This is a genomic window from Micromonospora sp. NPDC000442 (assembly GCF_042898635.1).
Taxonomy (GTDB): Bacteria; Actinomycetota; Actinomycetes; order Mycobacteriales; family Micromonosporaceae; genus Micromonospora.
In genome coordinates this window covers 261,170-284,485 of sequence record NZ_JBIAYZ010000009.1, presented here as the reverse complement: position 1 = coordinate 284,485, position 23,316 = coordinate 261,170, and the positions used below count along the sequence as shown (strand labels likewise).

The following is a 23,316-nucleotide window of genomic DNA, read 5'->3' as shown; positions in this document are numbered from 1 at the left end:
ACCTGGGCCGCGGGCGAACACGTCGTACTGCCCGGTGGCGTTCGTGCTGTTGATTTTTTACGATGGGCCATCGTCCCATTCGGGGAGATGGATGCCATGGGTGACCGGATCTTGGCAGGCAAGACCGTCGTGATCACCGGAGCCAGTGCGGGTATCGGCGCCGAGGCTGCCCGCCGGTTGGCATGTCTGGGCGCGTCCGTGGTGGTGGTGGGCCGGTCGCCCGAGAAGACCGCCGCCGTCGCGCGCCGGGTGGGCGCCGAGCCGCTGGTGGCCGACTTCACCCGGTTGTCGGACGTACGCCGGCTCGCCGACACCCTCCTGGGTCGTTACCCCCGTATCGACGTACTTGCCAACAATGCCGGCGTCGTGCTGACCAGGCGGAGTCGTACCGAGGACGGTCATGATGTCATGTTCCAGGTCAACTACCTGGCCCCGTTCCTGCTCACCAACCTCCTGTTGGACCGGTTGACCACCGCCGGGCGGGCGCGCGTCATCACCACGTCCAGCAAGGGCCACCGGTTCGGCAGCGTCGATCTCGACGATCTCGAAGGTGCCGGCAAGCGGTCCGAGCTGCTGCGGTACGGGATGACGAAGCTGCAGAACATCCTGTTCACCCGCGAGTTGGCCCGTCGTACGCGCGGCAGCGGGCTGACCGCGATGGCGTTCCACCCGGGCGTGATCGCCGCCACCGACATCAACCGGGAAGCCCCGCTGGTCGCTGCGCTGGTCCGGTACCGCCTGCTGGGTGGTCTGTCCACCCTCGAGGAGGGTGCCGAGCCGCTGGTTCACCTGGCCACGCTGCCTGATCCGGAGGCGGTCAACGGCGGCTACTACCACCGCCTCAGACCGAACGGGCCGGTGCACCGGCAGGCCACGGACGACCAGTTGGCCACCGGCCTGTGGGAGCGAACGACCGAGCTGCTCGGTGCGCCGGTGTGACGAACCGCCCACGCTGACGGGCCGCCGGTCGGACGCGGCTTACGTAAGGTCGAGCCATGAGCGCGGATTCCGAGGTGCGGCGCTGGCTGCGGCAGCGTGGAGCCGAGACCATCCCGCACCCCGGCGGCACTCTCTACGCCCACCTGTGCCGGGTCCACGACCGCCTTGCCGACCTGGGATGTGACATTGACGCGCAGCTGGCCGGTCTCGCGCATGCCGGCTATGGCACGGACGGCTTCGATGTGACGCTGCTCGACCGGGCCGATCGAGTCACACTCCGCAACCTCATCGGTGACGACGCCGAGGCACTGGTCTACCTGTACGGGGCGTGCGACCGAAGGCGGACCTGGCGACAGCTGGCGGAGGCCGGAGTGGTCGTCGACCGATTCACCGACCAGACATGGCACCTGAAATCCGATCAGAGGCAACCGTTCGTGGATCTCAGCATCGTCAACGAACTGGATGTCATCGAGCAGGATCCTGCTACCGCGGACCGGTACGGCGACTACTTCCGCTCGCTGTTCGCCGCTTGGGCGCCGATCGCTTCACGCCAGGTCATCGGCGAGGCGCAGCGACTTCTCGGTGTCGCTCGGCGTCAGTCGGGCTGACTCTCCATGTGGGCAAGGACGCGATCCGAGATCCTGGCGAGCATGTCGAGTTCTTCCTGACTGAGGGCGTCGATGAACAGTCGGCGGACATGCTCGACATGCATGGGTGCCGCGTCTTCGATCGCCTTGCAGCCGGCTGGGGTGGCGGCGATGAACGCTCCGCGTCCGTCGTCGGGGCATTCCTCCTTGGCCACCAGCCCGCGTTCGACCATTCGCCGCACTTGGTGGGACATGCGGCTTTTCTCCCACTCCACCTGCTTCGCCAGATCCATCAGGCGCATCCGTCCACCGCTGGTCTCGGTAAGTTTGACCAACACGATGTAGTCGGCGGCGGACATGCCGGAGTCGGCCTGGACGCGGCGGGCGAGTCGTCCGATGAGCTTCTCCTGCATACGGATGAAACTGTCCCAGGCGACCTGCTGTTGCGAGGTGAGCCAGCGGGGCGTTGGGTCCATGCGGGGAGCGTAACGACAACTTCGACGGCTCGTGGCTGCCGGACTTCCTGAGCGGATTTGATCAAGGATTGCCGGCTCGAGGAATTGGTTGACGCATCAACCATTGGTGGCTAGTCTGGGTGACGCATCAACCAACCGGGGGTGGGTCGTCGTGCGCGTGGCCGCGTACCCGGCTTTTCACGGCATCGGGTGTCGATGCGCAGCATGGCGAGACGGAGGACACATGGTAGTGAATGTGAGCGATGCCCCCGAGGCCAACCGGTACGAGGCTCGGGTCGAGGGAGAGTCGAAGGTCGCGGGTTTCGCGCAGTACATCCGCACTGCCGAACTCGTTGCGTTCGTGCACACCGAGGTCTCGCCGGAGTATGAGGGCAGGGGAGTGGGGGCGGCCCTGGCCCGCGCCGCTCTCGACCAGGCCCGCGCCGCGAACCTGCTGGTCCTGCCCACCTGCCCGTTCATCGCGGGATGGATCGCCCGGCACCCCGAGTATCAGGGCCTGGTGTACCAGTCCCGCAGCAGAGTCAGCGACTGAACAGCCGGGTACGGCAGCGACGGAGGTCGGTATGAGCAGCGAAACGGCGACGAAGGCGTACGAGGGTCGGTCGATCACCGTGACCTTCGAGGCTCGGCGTTGCCTGCATGCCGCCGAGTGCGTCCGCGGCCTGCCGGCGGTCTTCGACCCGGGTCAGCGCCCGTGGATCCGCCCCGACGGTGCCGAGGCCGAGCGCCTGGCCGAGGTGGTGCGGCGCTGTCCCTCCGGTGCGTTGCAGTACGAATTCGCAGACGGTGGGGCGGAGGCCCCGGACCGGCCGACGCAGATCAGGCGCGACTCCACCGGACAGTTGATCGTGCGCGGCGAGTTGAGAGTGGACACGCCGCAAGGCGTGCGCGCGGAGACCAGGGCAGTCCTGTGCGGGTGCGGGCGGAGCCAACTGCAGCCGTACTGCGATCACGGCGGGCCCTGCGGGCAGGCCCGGCTGGACTGACTCGACACCGCCGCGTGACGCGTCCGGCCCGCTCCGACGCTGACGCGGCACTGAGGCCGCCGTGAGGCCGGTACGGATCGTGGGTTACCTGCCGCGTCACCCCGTCGGGGTGTAAACGTCTCGCGGCAGGTACGAAGTGGAGTGCACGATGCGTACTCGATCCAGGCTCGCCCGGCTCTCGGGTGCCGCGGGCCTGCTGCTGGCCAGCACCGCCGTGGCCGTCGCCACCGGCGTGGGGCCGGCGCAGGCGACCGTGGTGAACGTCAGCGTGGCGGGCGCCTTTCCCAACCAGTCCGCCGTGGCCACCTGTCCGGCCGGCGAGTTTCTCGCCGGTGGCGGTGGCTCGGTCGACGGCGGTGGCGGCGACGTGACGTTGACCGACATCATTCCGAACCTGGCCACCCAGTCGGTGACGGTCTGGGCGCACACCAACCCGGGCGCTGCGGCGGGCGCGTACAACGTCGTGGCGCAGGCGATCTGCGTGCCGGGCCCGCCCCCCGCCAACTACCAGCGTGTCACGTCGGCGAGCGGCAGCAACGCCGACCCGATCAAGAACCAGGTGGCCGCCTGCCCGGCCGGCACCGACCTGCTCGGGCTCGGCGCGGAGCTGCGCACCGCCAACGGTGAGGCGTTCTACCAGCGGATCGAGCCGAACGCGGCGCTCACCGCCGGGGTGGTCACCGCGGGCGCGGCCGGCGGGTTCGCCGGGCCGTGGGAACTCGTCGGGTACGCCATCTGCGCCACCCTGCCGGCGAACCTCACCGGCACGCTGGTCAGCCTGACCGGGGCGGCGAACAGCGCCAGCCCCAAGGGCCAGGTGTCCGCGGGTTGCCCGGCCGGGGCGCTCGCCACCGGTGTCGGCGCCACGGTCGCCGACACCGCCACCGGCAACGTCCTGCTCACCCGGGTCACGGCGACCGGCGCCCAGAACAACGCCCAGGCGATCGCCGTCGAGGACGGGGTCTACCTGCCCCCGTGGGACCTGGAGAGCCACGTCATCTGCTGGGGCCCGTAACGGTTTGCGGCCCGCCCCGTTCAGGCGCAGCGCCTGGTCCCGCCGACCGGCGGGACCAGGCATCGGGGGGCTGTTCGGGGCGTGGCGGGCGGCACCATGACGCCACCGTGACGCGCGCGCCGAGGATTGCGGGCAGCGCCGCGCGAACCGTTCGCGGCGGCGTCAGCGGGAAAGGACAGTCGTCATGAGCAGGGGCACCACATTCGGCACCAGCATCCGGTCGCGGTGCGCTGTCGCGGCGGCCGCAGCGGTCGTCGCGGTCGCCGCGACCCTCGTCCTACCCGGGGCGGCGCACGCCGCGTACCGGCATCGAGCCGAGAGCACCTACGACACTACGTCGCCCAAGAGCGTGACCGCGACGTGCGGGTCCGACGAGGTGCTGATCGGCGCCGGTGGCCGGATCAGGAACGGCAACGGGGGAGTCCGCCTGGCCGCGATCGTGCCGGGCGCGACCTCGGTCGTGGTACGCGGCGAGGCGTATCCGGACCACGTGGAACCCTGGTCGGTGATCGCCGCCGCCATCTGCGAGTCGGACGACGGCACGACGCGGGTCGTCCAGGTCTCCCCGGCCGGGTCGCGGACCGCGAGCTGCCCGGCCGACCTGGTGCTCAGCGGCACCGGGTTCGACCTGCCCGCGGGGGTGCCGCTGGCCGGACTGGTCCCCGACGCCGACGGCGCAAGCGTGACTGTCCGCACGGCCTTCCACCTGATCGGCGCCAGCCCGGTCGCCTACGCGGTCTGTGTGGAAGGCAGCCGTGCCTCGTGGGAGGACAGCGGAGTGTTTCGCTACAAACGGTTCGCCACGACCAGCCCGGCTGGTACGTCCTCGCCGAGGACCGTGACCGTGCAGCGCGAGTGGGAGTGGGAATTCCCGTCACTGTCCGGCGTCGGCGGTGAGATCACCGTGCTGCCCGACCCCTCAGACCCGTTCCCGACCCCCGCATCCGACATCTTCATCGACGCGATGATGCCCAACGACGACGGGACCCGCGCGACCGTCGTGGCGGTCCAGCGGGCCGGAACCGAGGCGGGCCGGTCCGCCCAGGGGCGCGCCCCCGGTGGGGTTTCGACGGACGACGACAAGATGTGGATGGTCACCGGGTACAGCACCGACCACGACATCTACTGAGCCATCGGGTGGGGCCGGGTACCGCCTGAGCTCTCACCCTGGCCGGGGTACGACCGTCGCAGGCGGCCGTACCCCGACCCGTGGCGTCAGGATGATCTCGTCCGGCGGCCGTACTCCGATGGCGCGCATCGCGGTGCGGTAGCGGGCGAACGCCCGCCGCGCCTCGCCGTGCTGCCCGCCCGCCACCAGGGTGCGTACCAGCATCCGGTGCGCCGGCTCGTCGTACGGGTCCTGCTCCAGCAGGCGGAGCAGGCAGTCCACGGCGGCGCCGCCGTTTCCCGCCGACCGGTGCGCGTCGGCCAGCATCCGCAGCGCCGCGACGTACGCGGCTCGCGCCTGTTCTCGCAGCGCGGAGGCCCAGTCGGCGTACGGCTCGTCGGAGAACACGTCCGCCCGGTAGTCCCGGACGGCCGCCGCGATGATGGTGCGTGCTTCCGCCCGGGCACCCCGATCGAGCAGCCGACGGCCATGGGTCACGGCACCGAGGAACTCCATCACGTCGACCCGCAGGTGGGTGACGTCCAGCGCGACGCTGGCCGCGTCGGTCACCAGGTAATGGTCCGAGGCGAAGACCCGGTCCGGGTCGAGCACCCCGCGCACGATCGACAGCAACACGGAGAGCCGGTGCCCGGTCCTGCTCGGATCGTCGTCGGGCCAGAGCAACTCGCACAGCTCGCTGCGGGGGACCGGTCGCCCCCGGCGCACCACCAGGATCCGCAGCAGGTCCCGGGCCCGCCGCGACTGCCAGGCCGACGGCGGCACCGCGGCGCCGGCCACCCGTACCTCGAATCGGCCGAGTGTGCGGACCAGGACGCCGACGCGGCCTACGCCGGTGGAAGGTTGGCCGGCTGGTTGGTCCGGCGGCGTCTCCTCCTGGTCGATCGAGACGCCGCCGGCGGCGAGGCGTTCGGCGGCCAGGAGCGCGGCGAACCGGTCGTCGGCGGTGGCACCGGGCAGCCGGCTCAGCGCCAGTGCGGCCCGGGCCGCGTCGCCCACGGCCGACGCGTCGGCCCAGATGGCGTGGGCCTCGCGCAGGGCGGTGCGGGCCCGGTTCGGGTCGATCTCCGCGGCGGCGCGCAACTCCAGCGCCCGGGCCAGGCCGGCCCGCAGCCCACCGGACCGAGCCAGGTCGAGCGCCTCGTCGGCGAGCCGCGCGGTGTGTGCGGCGTGGCCGCCGGCCAGCGCCACCCAGCCCTGGGCGAGCAGCGCCGGGACCCGGAGGTCGTCAGTGGCCAGCCGGGTCGCCTCGGCGGCGTGCCGGGCAGCCGCCGTCGCGTCGTCGGGCAGCAGCACCCGGGCCAACCCGGCGTGCGCCCGCACCGCCAACTTCCGGCTGTCACTGTCATCGGCCAGCCGGACCGCTTCGACGAACGCGGCCCGGGACTGTTCCCGCCAGCCCCGCATGAGATGCAGCTCGGCCAGCCCCAGGTACGTGTCCGCGCAGCGGCGCGAACCCATCCGCTGATGGCGGGCGAGCACCTGGGCGTACCGCGCCGCCGCCTCGTCGTACCGGCCGAGCATCGCCAGCATGTCGGCCTCGGTGCCGGCGGCCATCGCGTAAAGGTTGGCGTGCCCGGCCGCCTCGGCGTGCCCGGCGGCCCGTTGCGCGGCCGCCAGCGCCGCCGGATAGCGGGCCTGCTCGACGAGGTGATAGCTCTGGTTGACCAGGATCCGGGCCAGCAGCACCAGGTCGCCGGTGCGTTCGGCGATTCCCAGCGCCAGTCGGTAGTGTTCCTCGCCGCCGACCTGGTCACCGGTGAGCCCGAGGCAGAGCGCAAGGCTGACGTGTGCGGTGGCCAGCGCACTGTCCCGGCCGGTCTCGGCCGCGAGCCGATAGGCCCGCCAGGCGTGTGCCACCCCGGTCGTCGCGTCACCACTGCGGGCGGTCGCCGCCGCCGTCCACGCCAGCAGCATCGCCTGATCGGTGGGGCAACCTGGAGCCTCGTCGCCCCGGGCGAAGTCAGCCAGGGCCCGGGGCTGGTCGCCGCGCAGGTAGTGGATCAAGCCCATCCGCCAGGCGATGCCCGGCTCCCACGCCGGCTCGGTCGCCGCCACCTCCTGGTACACGCGTGCCGCCGCGGCGACGTCGCCGGCGGTACGCAGCGCGTCGCCGGCGAGCAGCCGCAGCCGGCGGGTGCGCAGCGGGGCCGGGAGAGCGGCGACCAACTCGGCTGTCGCGCCGGGCCGGCCGGCCGCGATCATCCGGTCGCCGTGCTCATCGAGCACCGCCGCCAGCGCCGCGTCGTCGCCACCGAGCCGGAAGGTGTACGCGGCGGCGCACGCCGGGCCGTGCTCGCGGTACCAGGTCGCCGCCCGCAGCAGCGTCCGGCGCGCTACCGGGGGCCGGTCGTGGCCGGCGACCGCGGCAATCACCGGTACCACCCGGGGCCCGGTGTCGGGATCGGTGCCCACCCTGGTCAGTAGCCCGGTACGCACCAGCCCGCCGAGCTGTGGTCCGGCCGCCGGGTGGCCGGCGACCACGCAGACGCCCGCCGTCACCGGCGCGAGATCGGCCACCTCGTGCAGCAACCGCCGGACGTCCTCCGGCAGCGGGCCGAGCACCTCCTCGGTCACGTAGCCCGTCACCAGACCTCCGGGCTCGGTCACTGCGGGCAGGAGCGGCCCGGCGGGTACGCCCTCGGCGACCAGGGTCTCGGCGACCAGCCGGACCAGCGCGGGCCACCCCGCCGTGATCTCGTGCACGCGCTGCGCCAGGGTGGCTACGGTCAGCCCGTACTCGGTGTGCAATAACTCAACGACCTGGTCGGTGGTCAGGCTGAGCTCGGCCGGGCGGAGCTGCGCGGGCGCCATCCGGGTCAACCACGACGACGCGGCACAGCCCACCGGCCAGCGCGACGACAGCGCCAGACGTACGCCGTCCGGCAGGCCGGCGATCGCGTGCAGCAACGCCTGCTCGGTCCGTTCCGGCATGGCCGGCAGCCCATCGAGAACGAGCTGCGCGGTGCCGGCGGCCAGTTCCGCCAGCTCGCCGCCGAGCAACGCGTCGACGTCGCACTCCCGCTGCCACCGGACGGTGGGGCCGGGGAACAGCCGGCGCAGCGCGGTGGTCTTGCCGTAGCCGGCGGCCGCCACCACCAGCCACAGCTTGCCGCGCTGCTGTTCCAGCATGGCGGCAGCGTGTCCCGCCGGGCGCGTCCGGGCAAGGCGATTCCCGCAATCCCGACAGCAACACCGTCCAAAGGGCCCACGCCGTCGCGGTGTCATCGACATGCCCCGGGGGATCGTCGGTGGCGTCCTCCTCGGTGCGCGCGACGTACGAACGCACCACTCGCGTCGGCGCCGCAGACCCGTTTCGCTCGGCGCACTGTGGCCGTGGCAGGAGGTTCCGACGCACCGCTTCGATCGCGAGGTCACAGTGCCGTTCCGTTGACCGGAGCGACCCGGCCGGCTGGGTCCGGCGGTAGCTGCGACAGCAGACCGGAGGACATCAGATCCGCGACTGCCTCGACGTGGTCCAGGATGAAGAAGTGTCCACCTGGGAACACGTGTTGCGCGAAGGCGCCACGGGTGACCTCGGCCCATGCGTTGGCCGAGCCTACCGGCACCGCCGGATCCTCCGCGCCGTTGAGCACGGTCACCGGGCAGTGGAGCAGCCGGCCCCGGTGGTACCGGTACGCGGACAGGACACGGTAGTCGGCCCGGATCACCTCTAACGCGAGCGCGCGCATCGCCGCGTCGTCGAAGATCCGGCGGTCCGTGCCACCGAGGGCGCAGATGTGCTCGATCAACTGTGTGTCGTCCAGCAGGTGCTGTCCGCCCTTGGGCGGCGCCGACGGGTCACCCCGCCCCGACAGGTAGAGCGCCACAGGTTCTCGCCCTTCCGCCGCCAGGATGCGGGCGGTCTCCAGGGCGACGAGGGAACCCAGGCTGTGACCGAGAAGCACGACCGGACCGTCGACGCAGGTCAGGATCGCCGCCGCCGTGTTCGCCGCAAGCTCGCCGATCGAGCGGGCGTAAGGCTCCTGGATCCGGTGCGCCCGCCCCGGATACTGGACGACCATCGTCGCCAGCCACGACGGGTACGCCCGGACGAGCTTGAGGTAGGCGGCGGCCGATCCGCCCGCGTGCGGGCAGATGACCAGGCTCGCCCGGGGGTCCGCGGCAGCGGGTGTCATCTTGACCAGCCACGGTGACGCGGGCCGGCCGAGGTGTGGTCGCAAGATTCTTTCACCGTTGGTCGAGGAGAGAGCCGGTCGTCGGCCGGGGTGTCCGCCTGGCCCGGTCAGTCCCTGAAGACTGCTGCTTGGCATTCAAGCTCCTGGGATGTCTTTCGGCACACCCGCTGGCAACGATCGACGATTCGCAGTGCATCGGCAGTGTAGGCGATCCGGTGTGGATCTGTCTCTCCGCATCGACTGTGTCACGCCGGGTGTGCGGGGTTGCCGGCGGTACGGCGGTCGGGCGGGAAGTCACCGCCGGATGCCGGCATGATCGTCGGTTCAGCTCGTGCTGGCGATCAGCACGAGGATGCTGGCGAGGATCTCGATGAGGCCGACGTGTTTCGGGGTGAGCCGGCGTCGGGGTAGGACGGCGGCGCGGACGAGGAGAAGCAGGAACACGCCGAGCAGGGGGAGACTCAGCCAGGCGGCCAGGACGACCGCGCCGATGTGATAGCCGACCGAGGCTCGGTGGTAGGTGGTGTTGCCGCGTTCGCGGATCATCGTCTTGACGTACAGCACGGTGCCGGTGAAGTAGGCGGCGACGGCGAGGAACGCGGTGACGACCGTGTCGAGAGGCTGACCGGCGGCGGTGGCGACGACGAAGACCATGAGGCAGCTCTGCGCGACGGAGGCGATGTCGTTGCCGAGGGCACGTTCGGCCCGCCGTCGCGCGTGCACGACGTTGACGGCCAGCAGGGCGGTGTAGGCGGGGGCGTACCAGAGCAGTTCCGGGCGGAGCAGCAGGACGAGGCCGCCCAGCAGTGCGGTCGGGATGCCGTAGGTCCACAGCTGGGCGCGTACCCGGCCGGGCCGGCGCGTCTTGACGGCTTGCAGCAGGTAGTAGCTGAGCAGGTAGCCGGTGAGCCAGGCACCGAGCAGGGGCAGGTGCGGCCAGTGAAGTCCGACGGTGAGGACCGCGGCGAGCCACGGTACGAGCAGCATCGCCCAGGCACCGTGCTGAGGCGGAACGAACTGTCGGAGCCTGCGAGGCCGCGGCCGGACGGCGGTGGACCTGGCGGTGCGGCGTACGGGAGTGGTCATGGGCCTGGTCACCGCACCTCGATCACGCCGCGGGCGCCGCGTTCGGCGTCGACCATGGCATGGGTGACGAAGGGAAACCGTCCCGGTTCGGGCAGGACGGTCTCGACGAAGCCGCCGGCGGCGGGCGCGAGGTCCAGCACCTGGGCCGCCCCGGGGTCGTCCGGCCGCAGTCGCCAGCCGCCCTCGGCGTAGATGGTGTCGAACTGGGCGCCGACGACGTGGAAGGCGCTGGAGCGGTTCGGGCCGGCGTTGAGCAGCCAGATGCGGACCCGGTCGCCGGCCCCGGCGGTCAACGGCCGGTGCGCGTACTGGGAGACGTAGCCGTTGAAGACCACCGCGTCCGGTCGTTCGGCCTGCATCTTGGCCAGGTCGCCGGGTTCGCTGTCGGGGCCGAGATGGAACTCGGACTGCACGAGCACGTATTCGTGGTCGACGGCGGGCAGGTCGGGTGGGTCGATGATAACCGCGCCGTACATGCCGTTGCCGATGTGGTGCAGCATCGGCATCGTCGAGCAGTGGTACATCCAGATGCCGGCCTTGGTGGCGGTGAACCGGTAGGTGAGCCGCTCGCCGGGGTCGATCGGCCGCATGGGTCGGTCGGGGGCGAGGGCACCGGCGTGGAAGTCGACGCCGTGGTCGATGGTGCCGTCGTTGATGAGGGTGACGTCGAAGGTGTCGCCGACGCGACCGCGCAGCACCGGCCCGGGCGACGTTCCGTTGAACGTCCACAGTTGCTGCCGGACGCCGGGTGCGACCTCCCGCACGACCTCCCGCACGCGCAGTTCGACGTGGTGGACCCGGCCGGTCGGGACGGGCGGGGCGGTGGCGTCGTGGGCGGTGAAGCCGGCCGTGGGCTCCGCCATCGCGTCGATGACCGGTGCGGGAGCCGGCTCCGTGGTCGGTGCGGCGTGCCCGGTGTGGCTGTCGGTCCCGGTCGGTGTCGCCGTGGTGGTGATGGTCAGGGTCATGCCGGCCCGGCGGTGCCCGGGCAGCGAGCACCATCCCTCCACGGTGGCGCCGATGATGCCGGCATCCAGGCGGGTGGTGCCGTTGCGGGCGAGGATGGCGGTCTTGGCGCCGGTCGCCAGGACGAGATCGTGGCGGCGTTGGTCGTTGTTGGTCAGTTCGATGACCAGCCGGTCCCCGGCGGGAACGGTGATGCGGTCGGGTTGGAAACGCATGCCGTCGGCGGTGACGGCGACGGTGGTGGTCCGCCCGGTGGGGGTCACGTCGGCCGCCGCAGCGGTGTTGGTGGCTGGTGCGGTGGCGCGTTCGGCGGCCACGCCGACCAGGACGGCCAGCAGGACCAGGGCGAGCCCGACCGCCACGCCGCCGAGCGGGCGCGCCGGTGGGGGTGTGGCGACAGGTGGTGTCACGGTTGTCTCCGGGAGGCGAGCAGGACGTGCACAGCGGGCACGAGGAACTGCAGCAGGGCGGCGAGCAGGAGCAGCGAGGTGGTGATCCGTACGTAGGGGGGTACCGCCAGGACGAAGACGGCCAGGGCGGCGTTGGTCGTGGCGACGCGCTGCGGCCAGTGACGGTCGAGCCGTTCGGTGCGCTCGCGTACCAGGGCCGGTCCGCCACCGAGCGCCACGGGCAGCAGGTACGCCAGGGCACCGAGGAGAACCTGGCCGACGAAGCCGATGAGGAACGGCACGAGCACGGCGGAAAAGCGGTCCGCTGCCACGGCCGGGTCGGACGCGGACAGCAGTGTCCAGGCGTCGACGCCGAGCGCGACGACCAGCCAACCGGCGGCGGCCGTGATGGACCAACTCGGGAATGAGGCCGGGGTCTTGCGCCGGGCGGCCTGTGCGGCCGGCACCGCGGTGAGCAGGACGGCCGTGGCGATCAGCGCCAGCCCACCGACGGCCAGCAGCGGCCACCAGGCCAACACGCCGGTGCTGACAGCCGTGAGTCCGGCGACCGCGACCGGCAACCCTCGCCGGGCCGCGGTGGCGGCACCGTCGGCCATGCGGGTACGCAGCACTGTGGGCCACAGGGTGAGCAGGGTGCCCAGCACGGTCAACGTCACCCAGCCCAGCAGGTTGACGTGCGCGTGGAACAGCAGCAGTCGTGGCCGGCTGTCGTCGTCGACGACGAGCATCCAGGCGCCGACCGGGATCCCGACCAGCAGGGCGCCGGTGGCGGCCAGGTAGTGGTGCACCGCTACGGCGAAGCGGGCGGGCAGCGCCGCGCGCAGCCGCGCGACCAGCCACACCAGGTGTGCCGCGACCGCGGCGAACACCAGGCCGGCGCCGACGACGCCGATCCACGGCTGGTCGACGACACCGCTGGCGAGCACTCCGGCCACGCCGAGGTTGAGCACGGTGAGCCGGATGCCGTCGCCGTGGCGGCTGGCCGGTGGTGGGCAGCGCAGCACGGCGCTGGTGAAGTGGGCGCTCCAGATCACGATGGCGTTGGTGGCGACACCGAGCAGCAGCAGGTGCATGCCGAGCCACCGCCAGGCCGGCAGGACCGGGTGGGTGAGCGCGACGGCGACGAGTGCGACCAGGTACGCCAGGGGCAGCATGCCGACGCGGCGGTGCCAGATCGCGCGGCCGGTGGGGCCGCTGCCGCTGGCCGGAGCCTGATCGCCGGCCACGATGGTGCTCACGACACACCCGCCGGGATGCGGTGCCGGACCGGCGTCGGCGTCGGCGACAACCTTCCGTGTCGTAGTGACAGGGTGACGGCGCAGCCGGCGAAGCCGAGCACGGCGGCCACGTTGGCGACTCCGGCCCAGCGCCACACCTGCGCCATGCCGGCGGCGTCGCCGAGGCCGACGCGTACCAGCAGCGAGGCGTGCAGCACGGCGAGGGGCGGATAGAGCATCCGGTGGTACGGCAGGGGCCGGCGCAGCACCGCGGGCAGGATCACCGGCGCGTGTACGAAGATCATGGACATGACGAAGCCGAGAAAGACCGCGTGCAGCGTGGCGTCGTACCGGGGGCCGTCGGTCGCCGGTCCGGCACCGGCCCACAGCACGCCGGCCAGGGCCAGCCACCCGTAACCGGACAGCAGACCCACGGCGACGTAGCGGGGGAGGGCCCGCGCCCGGACGGTGTGGCGGGCGACGTCGAAGACGGCGAGCCAGGCCGTGACGGCGAGGACGCCCGCACCCAGCAGATGGGGGCCGGTCATCGGCCACAGCGTGGTCGCCGTGGCTCCGGCCAGCAGGGCGGCCAGCGCGGTGAGGAACCACCGCTCGGCGTACGGGTGGTGCAGTGCGACGTGCGCCAGCTCAAGGCGTTCGCCGGCGATGGTGGCCACGACGAAGGTGGCCAGCCACGGCACGGTCTCGGCGACCGGGTAGCCGGCCAGCCACAGCAGTGTGGCCGCGTACCAGGCGAACGCGCCGGTGGCCTGGGCGAGCAGAGCGGCGCTGGGCTGGCGGCGCCACAGCGCCCGGTAGATCCCGATCAGGACCACCGACGCGGACATGAGCAGCGCCTTGCCGGCCAGGCTCGGTCCGGTGGCGACCATCGCGAGACCGCCGAGCCCGGAACAGGTGGGGGCGAGCAGCGCCCAGCGGGCGCCGAGTGCGACCGCGCGTTCCAGCGCGATCAGCGTGCCGACGAAACCGAGGACCATAAGCGGTCCGTGCACCTGGTCCACCGCGACCGGCGGGGTGGGAACCGGCGTGCCGAGCAGCAGCAGGCCCGCGTACAGGCCGGACAGCAGCGCGACGGCGGCGGTGGCGAAGGCGGGTAGCCGCCACCGGACGGGCATCGAGGCGGGGAGGCTCACGACCGTTACCCGGCCGTTCGCCTCGTCGTGGGCAGTCTCACGACGCATGCCGCGGGGGCGCCGAAGGGTTCCAGCACCACCGGTGTGTCCGGCGCGTCGTCGTGCCGCAGGGCTCCCCGGACGACGCCGAGGTGCAGGCCGCACATCGCGTCGGGGTTCTGGCCCACCAGCTCCAGGAACGGGCAGGTCAGCAGGTGTACTTCCGTTCCGGCACCGTCGTCGGTGGTGGGCTGGCGTCGCGGGCTGAAACCCAGGCCGTTCAGGACCGCCAGGACGGTGTCCACCGGGTCGTCGCCAGGCGGTGCCGCGGCGGCCAACTGCCGACCCCAGTCCTGGCCCACCTGGGCTGCGGTGGCCTTGACGTCGCCGCCGCTGCGGGACAGGTGTCCCAGCAGGGCAGCCGCCAGGTCACGGTAGGTGGCCGGGGCGGGATCGGCCGCCGCCGCCCGGTACCGCCACGCCGGACGACCCGGCAGGCCGCCGCTGGCGCGGGCCTTGACCAGAAGCCCGGCCTTGGTGAGCCGGTCCAGGTGGGCGCGGGTGGTGGACAAGTGCTGCCCGGTGCGGGCGGCCACCTCGGCGGCGGTGACGCCGCCCTCGGCGGCCCGTACCAGCCGCAGGATCGACACCCGGCTGGTCGAACCCAGAGCACGGTGACGAGGAGTGTCGATCGTCTCCCCGCTGGGGCCTTTACGCGGAGTTTCCACGATGCATAACGTTACAACGTCAAACGACGTAGAAACCCTCGGAGGGTCTCATGTCACAGCTGGATCGTGTCGCCGACGAGCGGGCCGCGCGTGCGGTGGTCCGTCACCACAGCGAGCTGTCCGCAGCGCTGACCAACCACGTGACGCGCCTGGTCGATGCCGTCGATGCCGGTGTCACCGAGCAGGTGTGGTTGCGCCGCGACGAGTTGGTGGCCTGGTTGCACGGCGAGCTGCTGCCACACGCGTACGCCGAGGAGGCGGGCCTGTATCCGGCCGCTGCCGGTCTGCCGGCGGGCGAGCTGCTGGTGCAGGGAATGCTCGGCGAGCATCGCGCCATCACGGCGCTGGTCACCGAGCTGACGGCGACCGCCTCTCCGACGACGGCGGCGGCGACGGCCCGCGCGTTGCAGGCGGTGTTCGCCACCCACCTGGCCAAGGAGAACGACCTTGTGGTGCCCCTGCTGGTCGCCGACGAATCGTTGTCCCTGGCCGGGCTGCTCGACGGCATGCACGAACTCATCGGTGCCGAGACCGGCTCGTCTACGGGTGGCTGCGGTGGCGGTGGCGGTGGCTGCGGCTGCGGCGGCGATGCCGCCAGCGTGGAGGTGGATGCTCCGCTGCTGAGCATCGATCCCCGGCTCGACGTGCGGGATCTGCCCCACGGGGAGCGTCACGCCCGAGTTCTCGCCGCCATCGACGCCCTGCCCGCCGACGCCGCGCTGGTTCTGGTCGCCCCGCATGCGCCCCGGCCCCTGCTGGCCGAGATCGATTCCCATTTCGTCGGGCAGGTGACCGCCGAGTGGTTGCAGGACGGTCCGGACGTCTGGCAGATCCGCCTGCACCGGCTGTCCGTCGCGGCCTGAGCGTGTCGATGGCCGACGCCGGGGTGGGCACACAACCGCCCCGGCGCCGCGGCATTGATCGACGTCGCGGCCGGCGGCCCCTGCCGCGGCACGGGCCCAACGGCCCTACTCGCCCGAGTTTCTACCGGGGCAAGCTGGATGTATCACCACATCACCGTCAGGAGATCGATCATGTGCAACTACTGCGGTTGCCGGGAGTTCCGTTGATCGGTCAACTGAGCGTCGAGCACGAGGCGATCGCGAACGCCGCGGGGCGGCTCCGGACGGCGATCACCTCCGGCGGGGCTGACGCCGTCGCCCTCCTCGACGAGCTGCTCGCGCTGCTGATGCCGCACACCGACACCGAGGAACGTGGCCTGTTCGTCGAGCTGCGCGCCGAGGGCAGCCTCACCGAAGCCGTGGACCGGTTGTGCGACGAGCACGACGACATCCACGGCGTCCTCGGTACCTTCGACCGCGCGGCGCCGGACTGGCCGACGGTGCTGGCCGCCTTGGACCGATTGCGCCGACACATCGACAACGAGGAGCACGGCCTGTTCCCGGCCGCGGTCATCGCCCTGCCGATTCCGGCCTGGGACCGCCTCACCGGCAGGTAGCCAACGGTGGAACACGACCTGGTCGGGGTTGGCGACGCCACCCACCACCAAGCCGCGGCCATCGAACGTGGACGGTCTGCGCCGCTCACCGGGCGCCGGTGCGGCGAATCCGGTCGACCTTGCCGCATCGGGACCTTTGGCCCGGGCGGCGGGCGCCGACATCACGATGTGATGGTCCGCGGTCCCAGGTTCGGGGGTTGTGGCGAGATGGCAGAGATACGAACGTGGGATCAAGGTCACGACCGAGGGAATGAGGCGCATGGCGGGCACTGGGGAGCACGCGAGTCGGGCACTGTTGGCGGTCGGAGGGCTGGTCCGCCGGGCGGAGGTGTCGCCGGACGGCCGGGCCCTGTATCAGATCGGCGGTCGTGAGGCGGACGCGTTCTACCGCGACCGCTGGTCGTACGACAAGGTGGTGCGCTCCACCCACGGCGTCAACTGCACCGGCTCGTGCTCGTGGAAGGTGTACGTCAAGGACGGCATCATCACCTGGGAGCAACAGCAGGTCGACTATCCCAGCGTGGGGCCGGACAGGCCGGAGTACGAGCCGCGTGGCTGCCCGCGCGGCGCCGCGTTCTCCTGGTACACGTACTCGCCGACCCGGGTGCGTTATCCGTACGCGCGCGGTGTGCTGGTGGAGATGTACCGCGAGGCCAAGCAGCGGCTCGGTGACCCGGTCGCGGCGTGGGCCGACATCCAGGGTGACCCCGAGCGGCGCCGCCGGTACCAGCGGGCCCGCGGCAAGGGCGGTCTGGTGCGGGTCAGCTGGGACGAGGCCCAGGAGATGATCGCCGCCGCGCACGTGCACACGATCAAGCGGTACGGCCCGGACCGGGTCGCCGGTTTCTCGCCGATCCCGGCCATGTCGATGGTGTCCCACGCGACGGGCGCGCGGTTTCTGTCGCTGCTCGGCGGTTCCATGCTGTCGTTCTACGACTGGTACGCCGACCTGCCGGTCGCCTCGCCGCAGGTGTTCGGCGACCAGACCGACGTGCCCGAGTCCGGCGACTGGTGGGACGCCTCCTACTTCGTCATGTGGGGCTCCAACGTCCCGGTCACCCGTACGCCGGACGCCCACTGGATGGCCGAGGCCCGCTACCGCGGCCAAAAGGTGATCGTGGTCAGCCCGGACTTCGCCGACAACGTCAAGTTCGCCGACGAGTGGATGCCCGCCCAGCCGGGCACCGACGGCGCGCTGGCCATGGCGATGGGCCACGTGATGCTCAAGGAGTTCTTCGTCGACCGGCGCACCCCCCGCTTCGTCGACTACGTCCGCACCTTCACCGACCTGCCGTTCCTCATCACGCTCGAACAGGCCGCCGACGGGTCGTACCGGCCGGGGAAGTTCCTTACCGCGGCCGACCTCGGCGGGCAGGGCACGGAGGACGCGTTCAAGCCGGTGCTGTGGGACTCGGTGACCGACGAGGTCGCGGTGCCGCGCGGCTCGCTGGGGCACCGCTGGCAGGAGCAGGCCGGCCAGTGGAATCTCGACCTGGGTGACCTGCAACCGGCGTTGACCTGCCTGGGGGCGGGCGACGCGGTGGAGGTGGCGCTGCCGCGCTTCGACACCGACACGCCACAGGTGCTGCGTCGCGGCGTGCCCACCCGCACGGTGGCGGGCAAGCTCGTCACAAGCGTCTACGACCTCCTGCTGGCGCAGTACGGGGTGGCCCGTGACGGTCTGCCGGGGCAGTGGCCGGCCGGCTACGACGACGCCGAAGTGCCGTACACCCCGGCGTGGCAGGAGCCGATCACCGGTGTGCCGGCGGCGCAGGTGGCCCGGGTGGCGCGGGAGTTCGCCGACAACGCCGAGCGTTCCGGCGGCCGGTCGATGATCCTGCTCGGTGCGGGCACGAACCACTGGTTCCACTCGGACACCACCTACCGGGCGATCCTCGCGCTGGTGACGCTCACCGGCTGCCAGGGGGTGAACGGTGGTGGCTGGGCGCACTACGTGGGGCAGGAGAAGTGCCGCCCGGTGACCGGCTGGGCCAACCTGGCGTTCGGGCTGGACTGGGTGCGCCCGCCGCGGCAGATGATCGGTACCGCCTTCTGGTACGTCCACACCGACCAGTGGCGTTACGACACGTACTCCGCCGACACGGTGTCCTCGCCGACCGGCACCGGCCTGTTCGACGGCAAGCACACGATGGACCTGTTGGCCCAGTCGGCGCGGCTGGGTTGGATGCCGTCGATGCCGACGTTCGACCGCAGCCCGCTCGACCTGGCCGACGAGGCGTTGGCCGCGCAACCCGACGACCCGGCCGGGTACGTCGCGAGGTCCCTGCACGAGGGGCGGCTCAGGTTCGCCTGCACCGATCCGGACGCGCCGCAGAACTGGCCGCGGGTGCTGACGGTGTGGCGGGCGAACCTGCTCGGCTCCTCGGCGAAGGGCAACGAGTACTTCCTGCGCCACCTGCTCGGCACCGACTCCAACCTGCGTGCCACCGAGGCCGAGCCGGGCCTGCGGCCGCAGGACGTGGTCTGGCCGGACGAGGCGCCGGAGGGGAAGCTGGACCTGCTGCTGAGCCTGGACTTCCGGATGACGTCCACGACGCTCTTCTCCGACGTGGTCCTGCCGGCGGCGACCTGGTACGAGAAGCACGACCTCAACAGCACCGACATGCACCCGTTCGTGCACGCGTTCACCCCGGCGATCAACCCGCCCTGGCAGACCCGCACCGACTTCGACGCCTTCCACGGCATCGCCCGCGCCTTCTCCGCCATGGCCGGTCCCCACCTGGGCGTACGCAAGGACATCGTGGCGGCGCCGCTGCTGCACGACACCCCGGACGCCATGGCCACCCCGCACGGGGTGGTGCGGGACTGGGCCCGTACCGGTGAGATGCCGGTGCCCGGCCGCACCATGCCGAAGCTCGTGATCGTCGAACGCGACTACGCCGCCGTCGCCGACAAGCTCGCCGCCCTGGGTCCGCTGCTGGACACGCTCGGCACCACCGGCAAGGGCGTGCACACCGACGTGACCCCCGAGATCGAGTACCTGCGTCGCAAGAACGGCACGGTGCGCGGCGGCGTCGCCGACGGCCGTCCGTCGCTGGCCCGGGACGTGCATGCGTGCGAGACGATCCTCGCGTTGTCCGGCACCACCAACGGCAGGGTGGCCACGGCCGGATTCCACGACGTGGAGAAGCGTACCGGCGTGGTGCTGGCCGACCTGGCCGCCGAGCACGAGGGCAAGCAGATCACCTTCGCCGACACCCAGTCGCGGCCGGTGCCGGTGATCACCAGCCCGGAGTGGTCCGGCAGTGAGCACGGCGGCCGGCGGTACTCGCCGTTCACCATCAACACCGAGCGGCGCAAGCCGTGGCACACGCTCACCGGCCGGCAGCACTTCTTCCTCGACCACGACTGGATGCACGAGGCCGGGGAGTCCCTGCCGATCTTCCGGCCGCCGCTGGACATGCACCGGCTGTTCGGCGAGCCGCGGCTCGGCCCGCACGGCGAGCTGGAGATCACCCTGCGGTACCTGACCCCGCACTCGAAGTGGTCCATCCACTCCGAGTACCAGGACAACCTGCTCATGCTGACGCTGTCGCGGGGCGGTCCGACGATGTGGATGAGCGAGGCCGACGCGGCGAAGATCGGCGTACGCGACAACGACTGGATCGAGGCGGTCAACCGCAACGGTGTGGTCGTCTGCCGCGCCGTGGTGACGCACAAGATGCCCGAGGGCACGGTGTACATGTACCACGCCCAGGAGCGGGTCATCGACGTGCCGAAGACCGAGCGGACCGGTCGCCGCGGGGGCATCCACAACTCGCTGACCCGACTGCTTGTCAAACCCACCCACCTGATCGGCGGGTACGCCCAGCTGTCGTTCGCGTTCAACTACCTCGGTCCCACCGGCAACCAGCGCGACGAGGTCACCGTGATCCGCCGCCGTTCCCAGGAGGTGCAGTACTGATGCGGGTGATGGCGCAGATGGCGATGGTGATGAACCTCGACAAGTGCATCGGCTGCCACACCTGCTCGGTGACGTGCAAGCAGGCGTGGACGAACCGGTCGGGGGTGGAGTACGTCTGGTTCAACAACGTCGAGTCCCGGCCCGGCCAGGGCTATCCGCGCACCTACGAGGATCAGCAGCAGTGGCAGGGCGGGTGGGTGCGGACCCGCTCCGGGCGGCTCAAGCCCCGATCCGGCGGACGGGTGAAGAAGCTGTTCAGCATCTTCGCCAACCCGAAGCTGCCGTCGATGCAGGACTACTACGAGCCCTGGACGTACGACTACGAGCACCTGCTGACCGCGCCGGCCGGCGACGACATCCCGGTGGCCCGACCGAAGTCGCTGTTGACCGGCGAGGACACGAAGATCAGGTGGAGTGCGAACTGGGACGACTCACTCGCGGGCGGCAACGAGATCGCCGCAGGTGACCCGGTGCTGCGGCAGGTGTCCGACCGGGTACGCGAAGAGTACGAGAACGCCTTCCTGTTCTTCCTGCCGCGCATCTGCGAGCACTGCCTCAACCCGTCCTGCGCCGCGTCCTGCCCGTCCGGGGCAATCTACAAACGCAGCGAGGACGGCATCGTCCTGGTCGACCAGGACCGGTGCCGGGGCTGGCGGATGTGCGTCACCGGCTGCCCCTACAAGAAGGTGTACTTCAACCACCGCACCGGCAAGGCGGAGAAGTGCACGTTCTGCTTCCCGCGTATCGAGATCGGCCAGCCCACCATCTGCTCCGAGACGTGCGTCGGGCGGCTGCGCTACCTCGGCCTGATGCTCTACGACGCCGATGCCGTGGCGGCCGCCGCAGCGGTCAAGGACGAACACGACCTGTACGCCGCCCAACGCTCGGTCTTCCTCGACCCGCACGACCCCGCCGTCGTGGCCGCCGCCCGGCAGGCGGACATCCCCGACGACTGGATCGAGGCGGCGCAACGATCCCCGATCTGGGATCTGATCATGCGCTACGAGGTGGCCCTGCCGCTGCACCCGGAGTACCGGACCATGCCGATGGTCTGGTACATCCCGCCGCTGTCCCCGGTCGTCGACGTGCTGCGCGACACCGGCCACGACGGCGAGGACATGGGTAACCTGTTCGGCGCCGTCGACGCGTTGCGCATCCCGCTGGAGTACCTGGCCGGGCTGTTCACCGCCGGCGACACCGCCCCGGTGCGGGCGGTGCTCAACCGCCTCGCCGCCATGCGCGCCTACCAGCGCCGGATCAACCTCGGGGAGCCCCGCGACGAGTCCCTCGCCGCCGCCGTCGGCATGACCGGTGCGCAGATGGACGACATGTACCGTCTGCTGGCCATCGCCAAGTACGACGAGCGTTACGTCATTCCGGCCGCCCACGCCGAGGACGCGCACCGTCTGGAACAGCTTGGCACCGAGTGCAGCCTCGACTACGAGGGTGGGCCCGGGATGGGTGGCGGTGGCCCGTACGGGCAAGGCCCCTTCGGTGAGTCGTCCGGCACCCCCGCGCCGATCCAGGTCGAGACCTTCCACATGCTGCGGGAACGCCAGACCTCGGACAGCTTCACCGACCCGGGCGACGAACCGCGCCGGGTCAACCTGCTCAACTGGGACGGCAAGGGCCGGCCCGCCGGTCTCTTCCCGCCCCGCCGGGACACGTCGACCGGTGGCGCGGGCATCGACGAGCCCGGTGTGATCGACACCGACGGGAGCGCACGATGACCACCACGCCCCTCTGGCGTGCCGCCGCGGCCCGGGCCGCCTCGCTGCTGTTGCGCTATCCCGACACCGACACCCTCGACGTGCTGCCGACGCTGCTCGCGGCCCTCGACGAACTGCCCGACACCGTGGCCCGGCACCTGCGTCCGGTAGCCGTGCACCGCCGCGACGGTGACCCCACCCGGCTCGCCGCGGAGTATGTGGAACTGTTCGACTTCCGCCGCCGGTGCGCGCTGCACCTGACCTACTACACCTGCGGCGACACCCGCAAGCGCGGTGAGGCCCTGGTGGGATTCACCGCCGCCTACAAGGCTGCGGGCGTGGAGGTGATCGACGGCGAACTGCCCGACTACCTGCCCGCGGTGCTCGATCTGGCCGCCGTCGACGGCGCAGGGTGGCGGCTGCTGCGTGACAACCGGGTCGGCCTGGACCTGCTCACCGAGTCGCTGGCCAGGGAGAAGTCGGTCTACCGGCATGCGGTGGATGCGGTGCGCGCGGTGCTGCCCGCCGCCGGACCTGCGGAGGTGAGAGCCGCCGCCCAGCTCGCCCGCACGGGCCCGCCCACCGAACAGGTGGGCCTCGAACCGTTCGGGCTCGTCGACACCACCGGAGGTCGCCGGTGAACGTCCTGCTGTGGGTGGTCTACCCCTACCTCGCCATCGCGATCATGGTGGGTGGGTTGATCTGGCGTTACCGATACGACAAGTTCGGCTGGACGACCCGCTCGTCGCAGCTGTACGAGTCGGCGGTGCTGCGCTGGGGCAGCCCGATGTTCCACTTCGGCATCTTGATGGTCCTGATCGGGCATATCGGCGGGCTGCTGGTGCCCAAGTCGTGGACCGAGGCCGTGGGCATCACCGAGCACACCTATCACCTGATGGCCGTGTTCATCGGCACCGTCGCCGGCTTCTGCACGCTGATCGGCATGGCGATCCTCATCGCCCGCCGCCGCCTCACCGGGCCGGTCTTCGCCGCCACCACCAAGAACGACAAGGCGATGTACGCCGTGCTCGCCGCCGTCATCATCGTCGGTCTGTGGAGCACGCTCCGGGCCAACGTGCTCGGTGACGGCTACGACTACCGCGAGACCATCTCGCCCTGGTTCCGGTCGCTGTTCTACCTCAGCCCGGATCCGGAGATCATGGCCGGCGTCCCGGTCGGTTTTCAGATCCACATCGTCGCGGCGTTCGCGCTGTTCGCGTTCTGGCCGTTCACCCGGCTCGTACACGCCTTCAGCGCCCCGGTCGGTTACCTCACCCGCCCCTACGTGCCCTACCGCAGCCGCGACACCCGGCCCGGCCTCCGGCCGTCGCGCCCCGGATGGGAAGGGCCGCCCACGGCACCGAGCGCGCAGCACAAACCCCGCCGCACCCGCCGCTGAGCGCCCACCGCCGCCG

General features: G+C 71.4%; 19 protein-coding genes and 1 pseudogene. 12 read left to right on the top strand and 8 right to left on the bottom strand.

All coding sequences use genetic code 11. The annotated features are described in order from the left end of the window. Positions 1–96 precede the first annotated feature (96 nt). Together ACFY2A_RS17470 and ACFY2A_RS17465 are read left to right on the top strand one after the other, a co-directional pair. Positions 97–939, top strand: coding sequence for an SDR family NAD(P)-dependent oxidoreductase (locus ACFY2A_RS17470; protein ID WP_387172726.1), 843 nt, complete (start codon positions 97–99; stop codon positions 937–939). Positions 940–995: 56 nt separating this feature from the next. Beyond that, entirely contained in the window at positions 996–1,547 is a 552-nt protein-coding gene (locus ACFY2A_RS17465; RefSeq protein ID WP_387172724.1) for a DUF6817 domain-containing protein, read from the top strand. Here ACFY2A_RS17465 and ACFY2A_RS17460 read toward each other — a convergent pair. Next, positions 1,535–2,002 carry a MarR family winged helix-turn-helix transcriptional regulator gene (locus ACFY2A_RS17460; protein WP_387172722.1) on the bottom strand — a complete coding sequence of 156 codons (468 nt, stop codon included), beginning with the start codon at positions 2,000–2,002 and terminating at the stop codon, positions 1,535–1,537. The genes ACFY2A_RS17465 and ACFY2A_RS17460 overlap by 13 nt on opposite strands. Positions 2,003–2,237: 235 nt before the next feature. Here ACFY2A_RS17460 and ACFY2A_RS17455 point away from each other — a divergent pair, with 235 nt between their 5' ends. From ACFY2A_RS17455 to ACFY2A_RS17440, 4 genes are all read left to right on the top strand, one after another. After that, a complete protein-coding gene (locus tag ACFY2A_RS17455) occupies positions 2,238–2,534 on the top strand; it encodes a GNAT family N-acetyltransferase (RefSeq protein WP_387172720.1) in 297 nt (98 codons plus the stop codon). Positions 2,535–2,565: 31 nt separating this feature from the next. Beyond that, positions 2,566–2,988, top strand: coding sequence for a (4Fe-4S)-binding protein (locus ACFY2A_RS17450; protein ID WP_387172718.1), 423 nt, complete (start codon positions 2,566–2,568; stop codon positions 2,986–2,988). 148 nt (positions 2,989–3,136) lie between these two features. Further along, a complete protein-coding gene (locus ACFY2A_RS17445; protein ID WP_387172716.1) occupies positions 3,137–4,003 on the top strand; it encodes a hypothetical protein in 867 nt (288 codons plus the stop codon). A gap of 184 nt (positions 4,004–4,187) precedes the next feature. Then, the gene (locus ACFY2A_RS17440) at positions 4,188–5,132 is read left to right on the top strand and encodes a hypothetical protein (protein WP_387172714.1); all 945 of its coding nucleotides are present in this window, start codon (positions 4,188–4,190) and stop codon (positions 5,130–5,132) included. A 33-nt stretch (positions 5,133–5,165) separates the two neighbouring features. On the opposite strand, the gene ACFY2A_RS17435 is transcribed toward ACFY2A_RS17440, so the two are convergent. The 7 genes from ACFY2A_RS17435 to ACFY2A_RS17405 all read right to left on the bottom strand — a co-directional run bounded on the left by ACFY2A_RS17435 (position 5,166) and on the right by ACFY2A_RS17405 (position 14,808). Continuing rightward, entirely contained in the window at positions 5,166–8,261 is a 3,096-nt protein-coding gene (locus tag ACFY2A_RS17435) for a BTAD domain-containing putative transcriptional regulator (protein WP_387172712.1), read from the bottom strand. A 242-nt stretch (positions 8,262–8,503) separates the two neighbouring features. Then, a complete protein-coding gene (locus tag ACFY2A_RS17430) occupies positions 8,504–9,268 on the bottom strand; it encodes a thioesterase II family protein (RefSeq protein WP_387172710.1) in 765 nt (254 codons plus the stop codon). Between the two features lie 324 nt (positions 9,269–9,592). Beyond that, a complete protein-coding gene (locus ACFY2A_RS17425) occupies positions 9,593–10,354 on the bottom strand; it encodes a YwiC-like family protein (protein ID WP_387172781.1) in 762 nt (253 codons plus the stop codon). Between the two features lie 8 nt (positions 10,355–10,362). Then, a complete protein-coding gene (locus tag ACFY2A_RS17420) occupies positions 10,363–11,730 on the bottom strand; it encodes a multicopper oxidase domain-containing protein (protein WP_387172708.1) in 1,368 nt (455 codons plus the stop codon). Then, positions 11,727–12,968 carry a hypothetical protein gene (locus ACFY2A_RS17415; RefSeq protein WP_387172706.1) on the bottom strand — a complete coding sequence of 414 codons (1,242 nt, stop codon included), beginning with the start codon at positions 12,966–12,968 and terminating at the stop codon, positions 11,727–11,729. Before ACFY2A_RS17415 ends, ACFY2A_RS17420 begins: the two co-directional genes overlap by 4 nt. Continuing rightward, positions 12,965–14,101, bottom strand: a complete 1,137-nt coding sequence (locus ACFY2A_RS17410) for a hypothetical protein (protein ID WP_387172704.1) — start codon at positions 14,099–14,101, stop codon at positions 12,965–12,967. The genes ACFY2A_RS17415 and ACFY2A_RS17410 overlap by 4 nt, the downstream gene beginning before the upstream one ends. A gap of 5 nt (positions 14,102–14,106) precedes the next feature. Further along, positions 14,107–14,808, bottom strand: a complete 702-nt coding sequence (locus ACFY2A_RS17405; RefSeq protein ID WP_093402556.1) for a metalloregulator ArsR/SmtB family transcription factor — start codon at positions 14,806–14,808, stop codon at positions 14,107–14,109. A gap of 50 nt (positions 14,809–14,858) precedes the next feature. On the opposite strand from ACFY2A_RS17405, the gene ACFY2A_RS17400 reads away from it, so the two are divergent. The 6 genes and pseudogenes from ACFY2A_RS17400 to narI all read left to right on the top strand — a co-directional run bounded on the left by ACFY2A_RS17400 (position 14,859) and on the right by narI (position 23,300). Next, positions 14,859–15,671 (top strand): DUF2249 domain-containing protein, encoded by an 813-nt coding sequence (locus ACFY2A_RS17400; protein ID WP_387172702.1) that lies wholly within the window; start codon positions 14,859–14,861, stop codon positions 15,669–15,671. Positions 15,672–15,842: 171 nt separating this feature from the next. Continuing rightward, positions 15,843–16,267 (top strand): annotated as a pseudogene (locus ACFY2A_RS17395) (hemerythrin domain-containing protein). Between the two features lie 259 nt (positions 16,268–16,526). Further along, complete coding sequence (locus tag ACFY2A_RS17390) at positions 16,527–20,192, top strand: nitrate reductase subunit alpha (protein ID WP_387172700.1); 3,666 nt, start codon at positions 16,527–16,529, stop codon at positions 20,190–20,192. Next, entirely contained in the window at positions 20,192–21,922 is a 1,731-nt protein-coding gene (narH, locus tag ACFY2A_RS17385; RefSeq protein ID WP_387172698.1) for a nitrate reductase subunit beta, read from the top strand. The genes ACFY2A_RS17390 and narH overlap by 1 nt, the downstream gene beginning before the upstream one ends. Next, positions 21,919–22,542, top strand: a complete 624-nt coding sequence (gene narJ / locus ACFY2A_RS17380; RefSeq protein WP_387172695.1) for a nitrate reductase molybdenum cofactor assembly chaperone — start codon at positions 21,919–21,921, stop codon at positions 22,540–22,542. The genes narH and narJ overlap by 4 nt, the downstream gene beginning before the upstream one ends. Beyond that, positions 22,539–23,300, top strand: a complete 762-nt coding sequence (gene narI / locus ACFY2A_RS17375) for a respiratory nitrate reductase subunit gamma (protein WP_387172693.1) — start codon at positions 22,539–22,541, stop codon at positions 23,298–23,300. The genes narJ and narI overlap by 4 nt, the downstream gene beginning before the upstream one ends. The last annotated feature ends 16 nt before the right edge of the window (positions 23,301–23,316 follow it).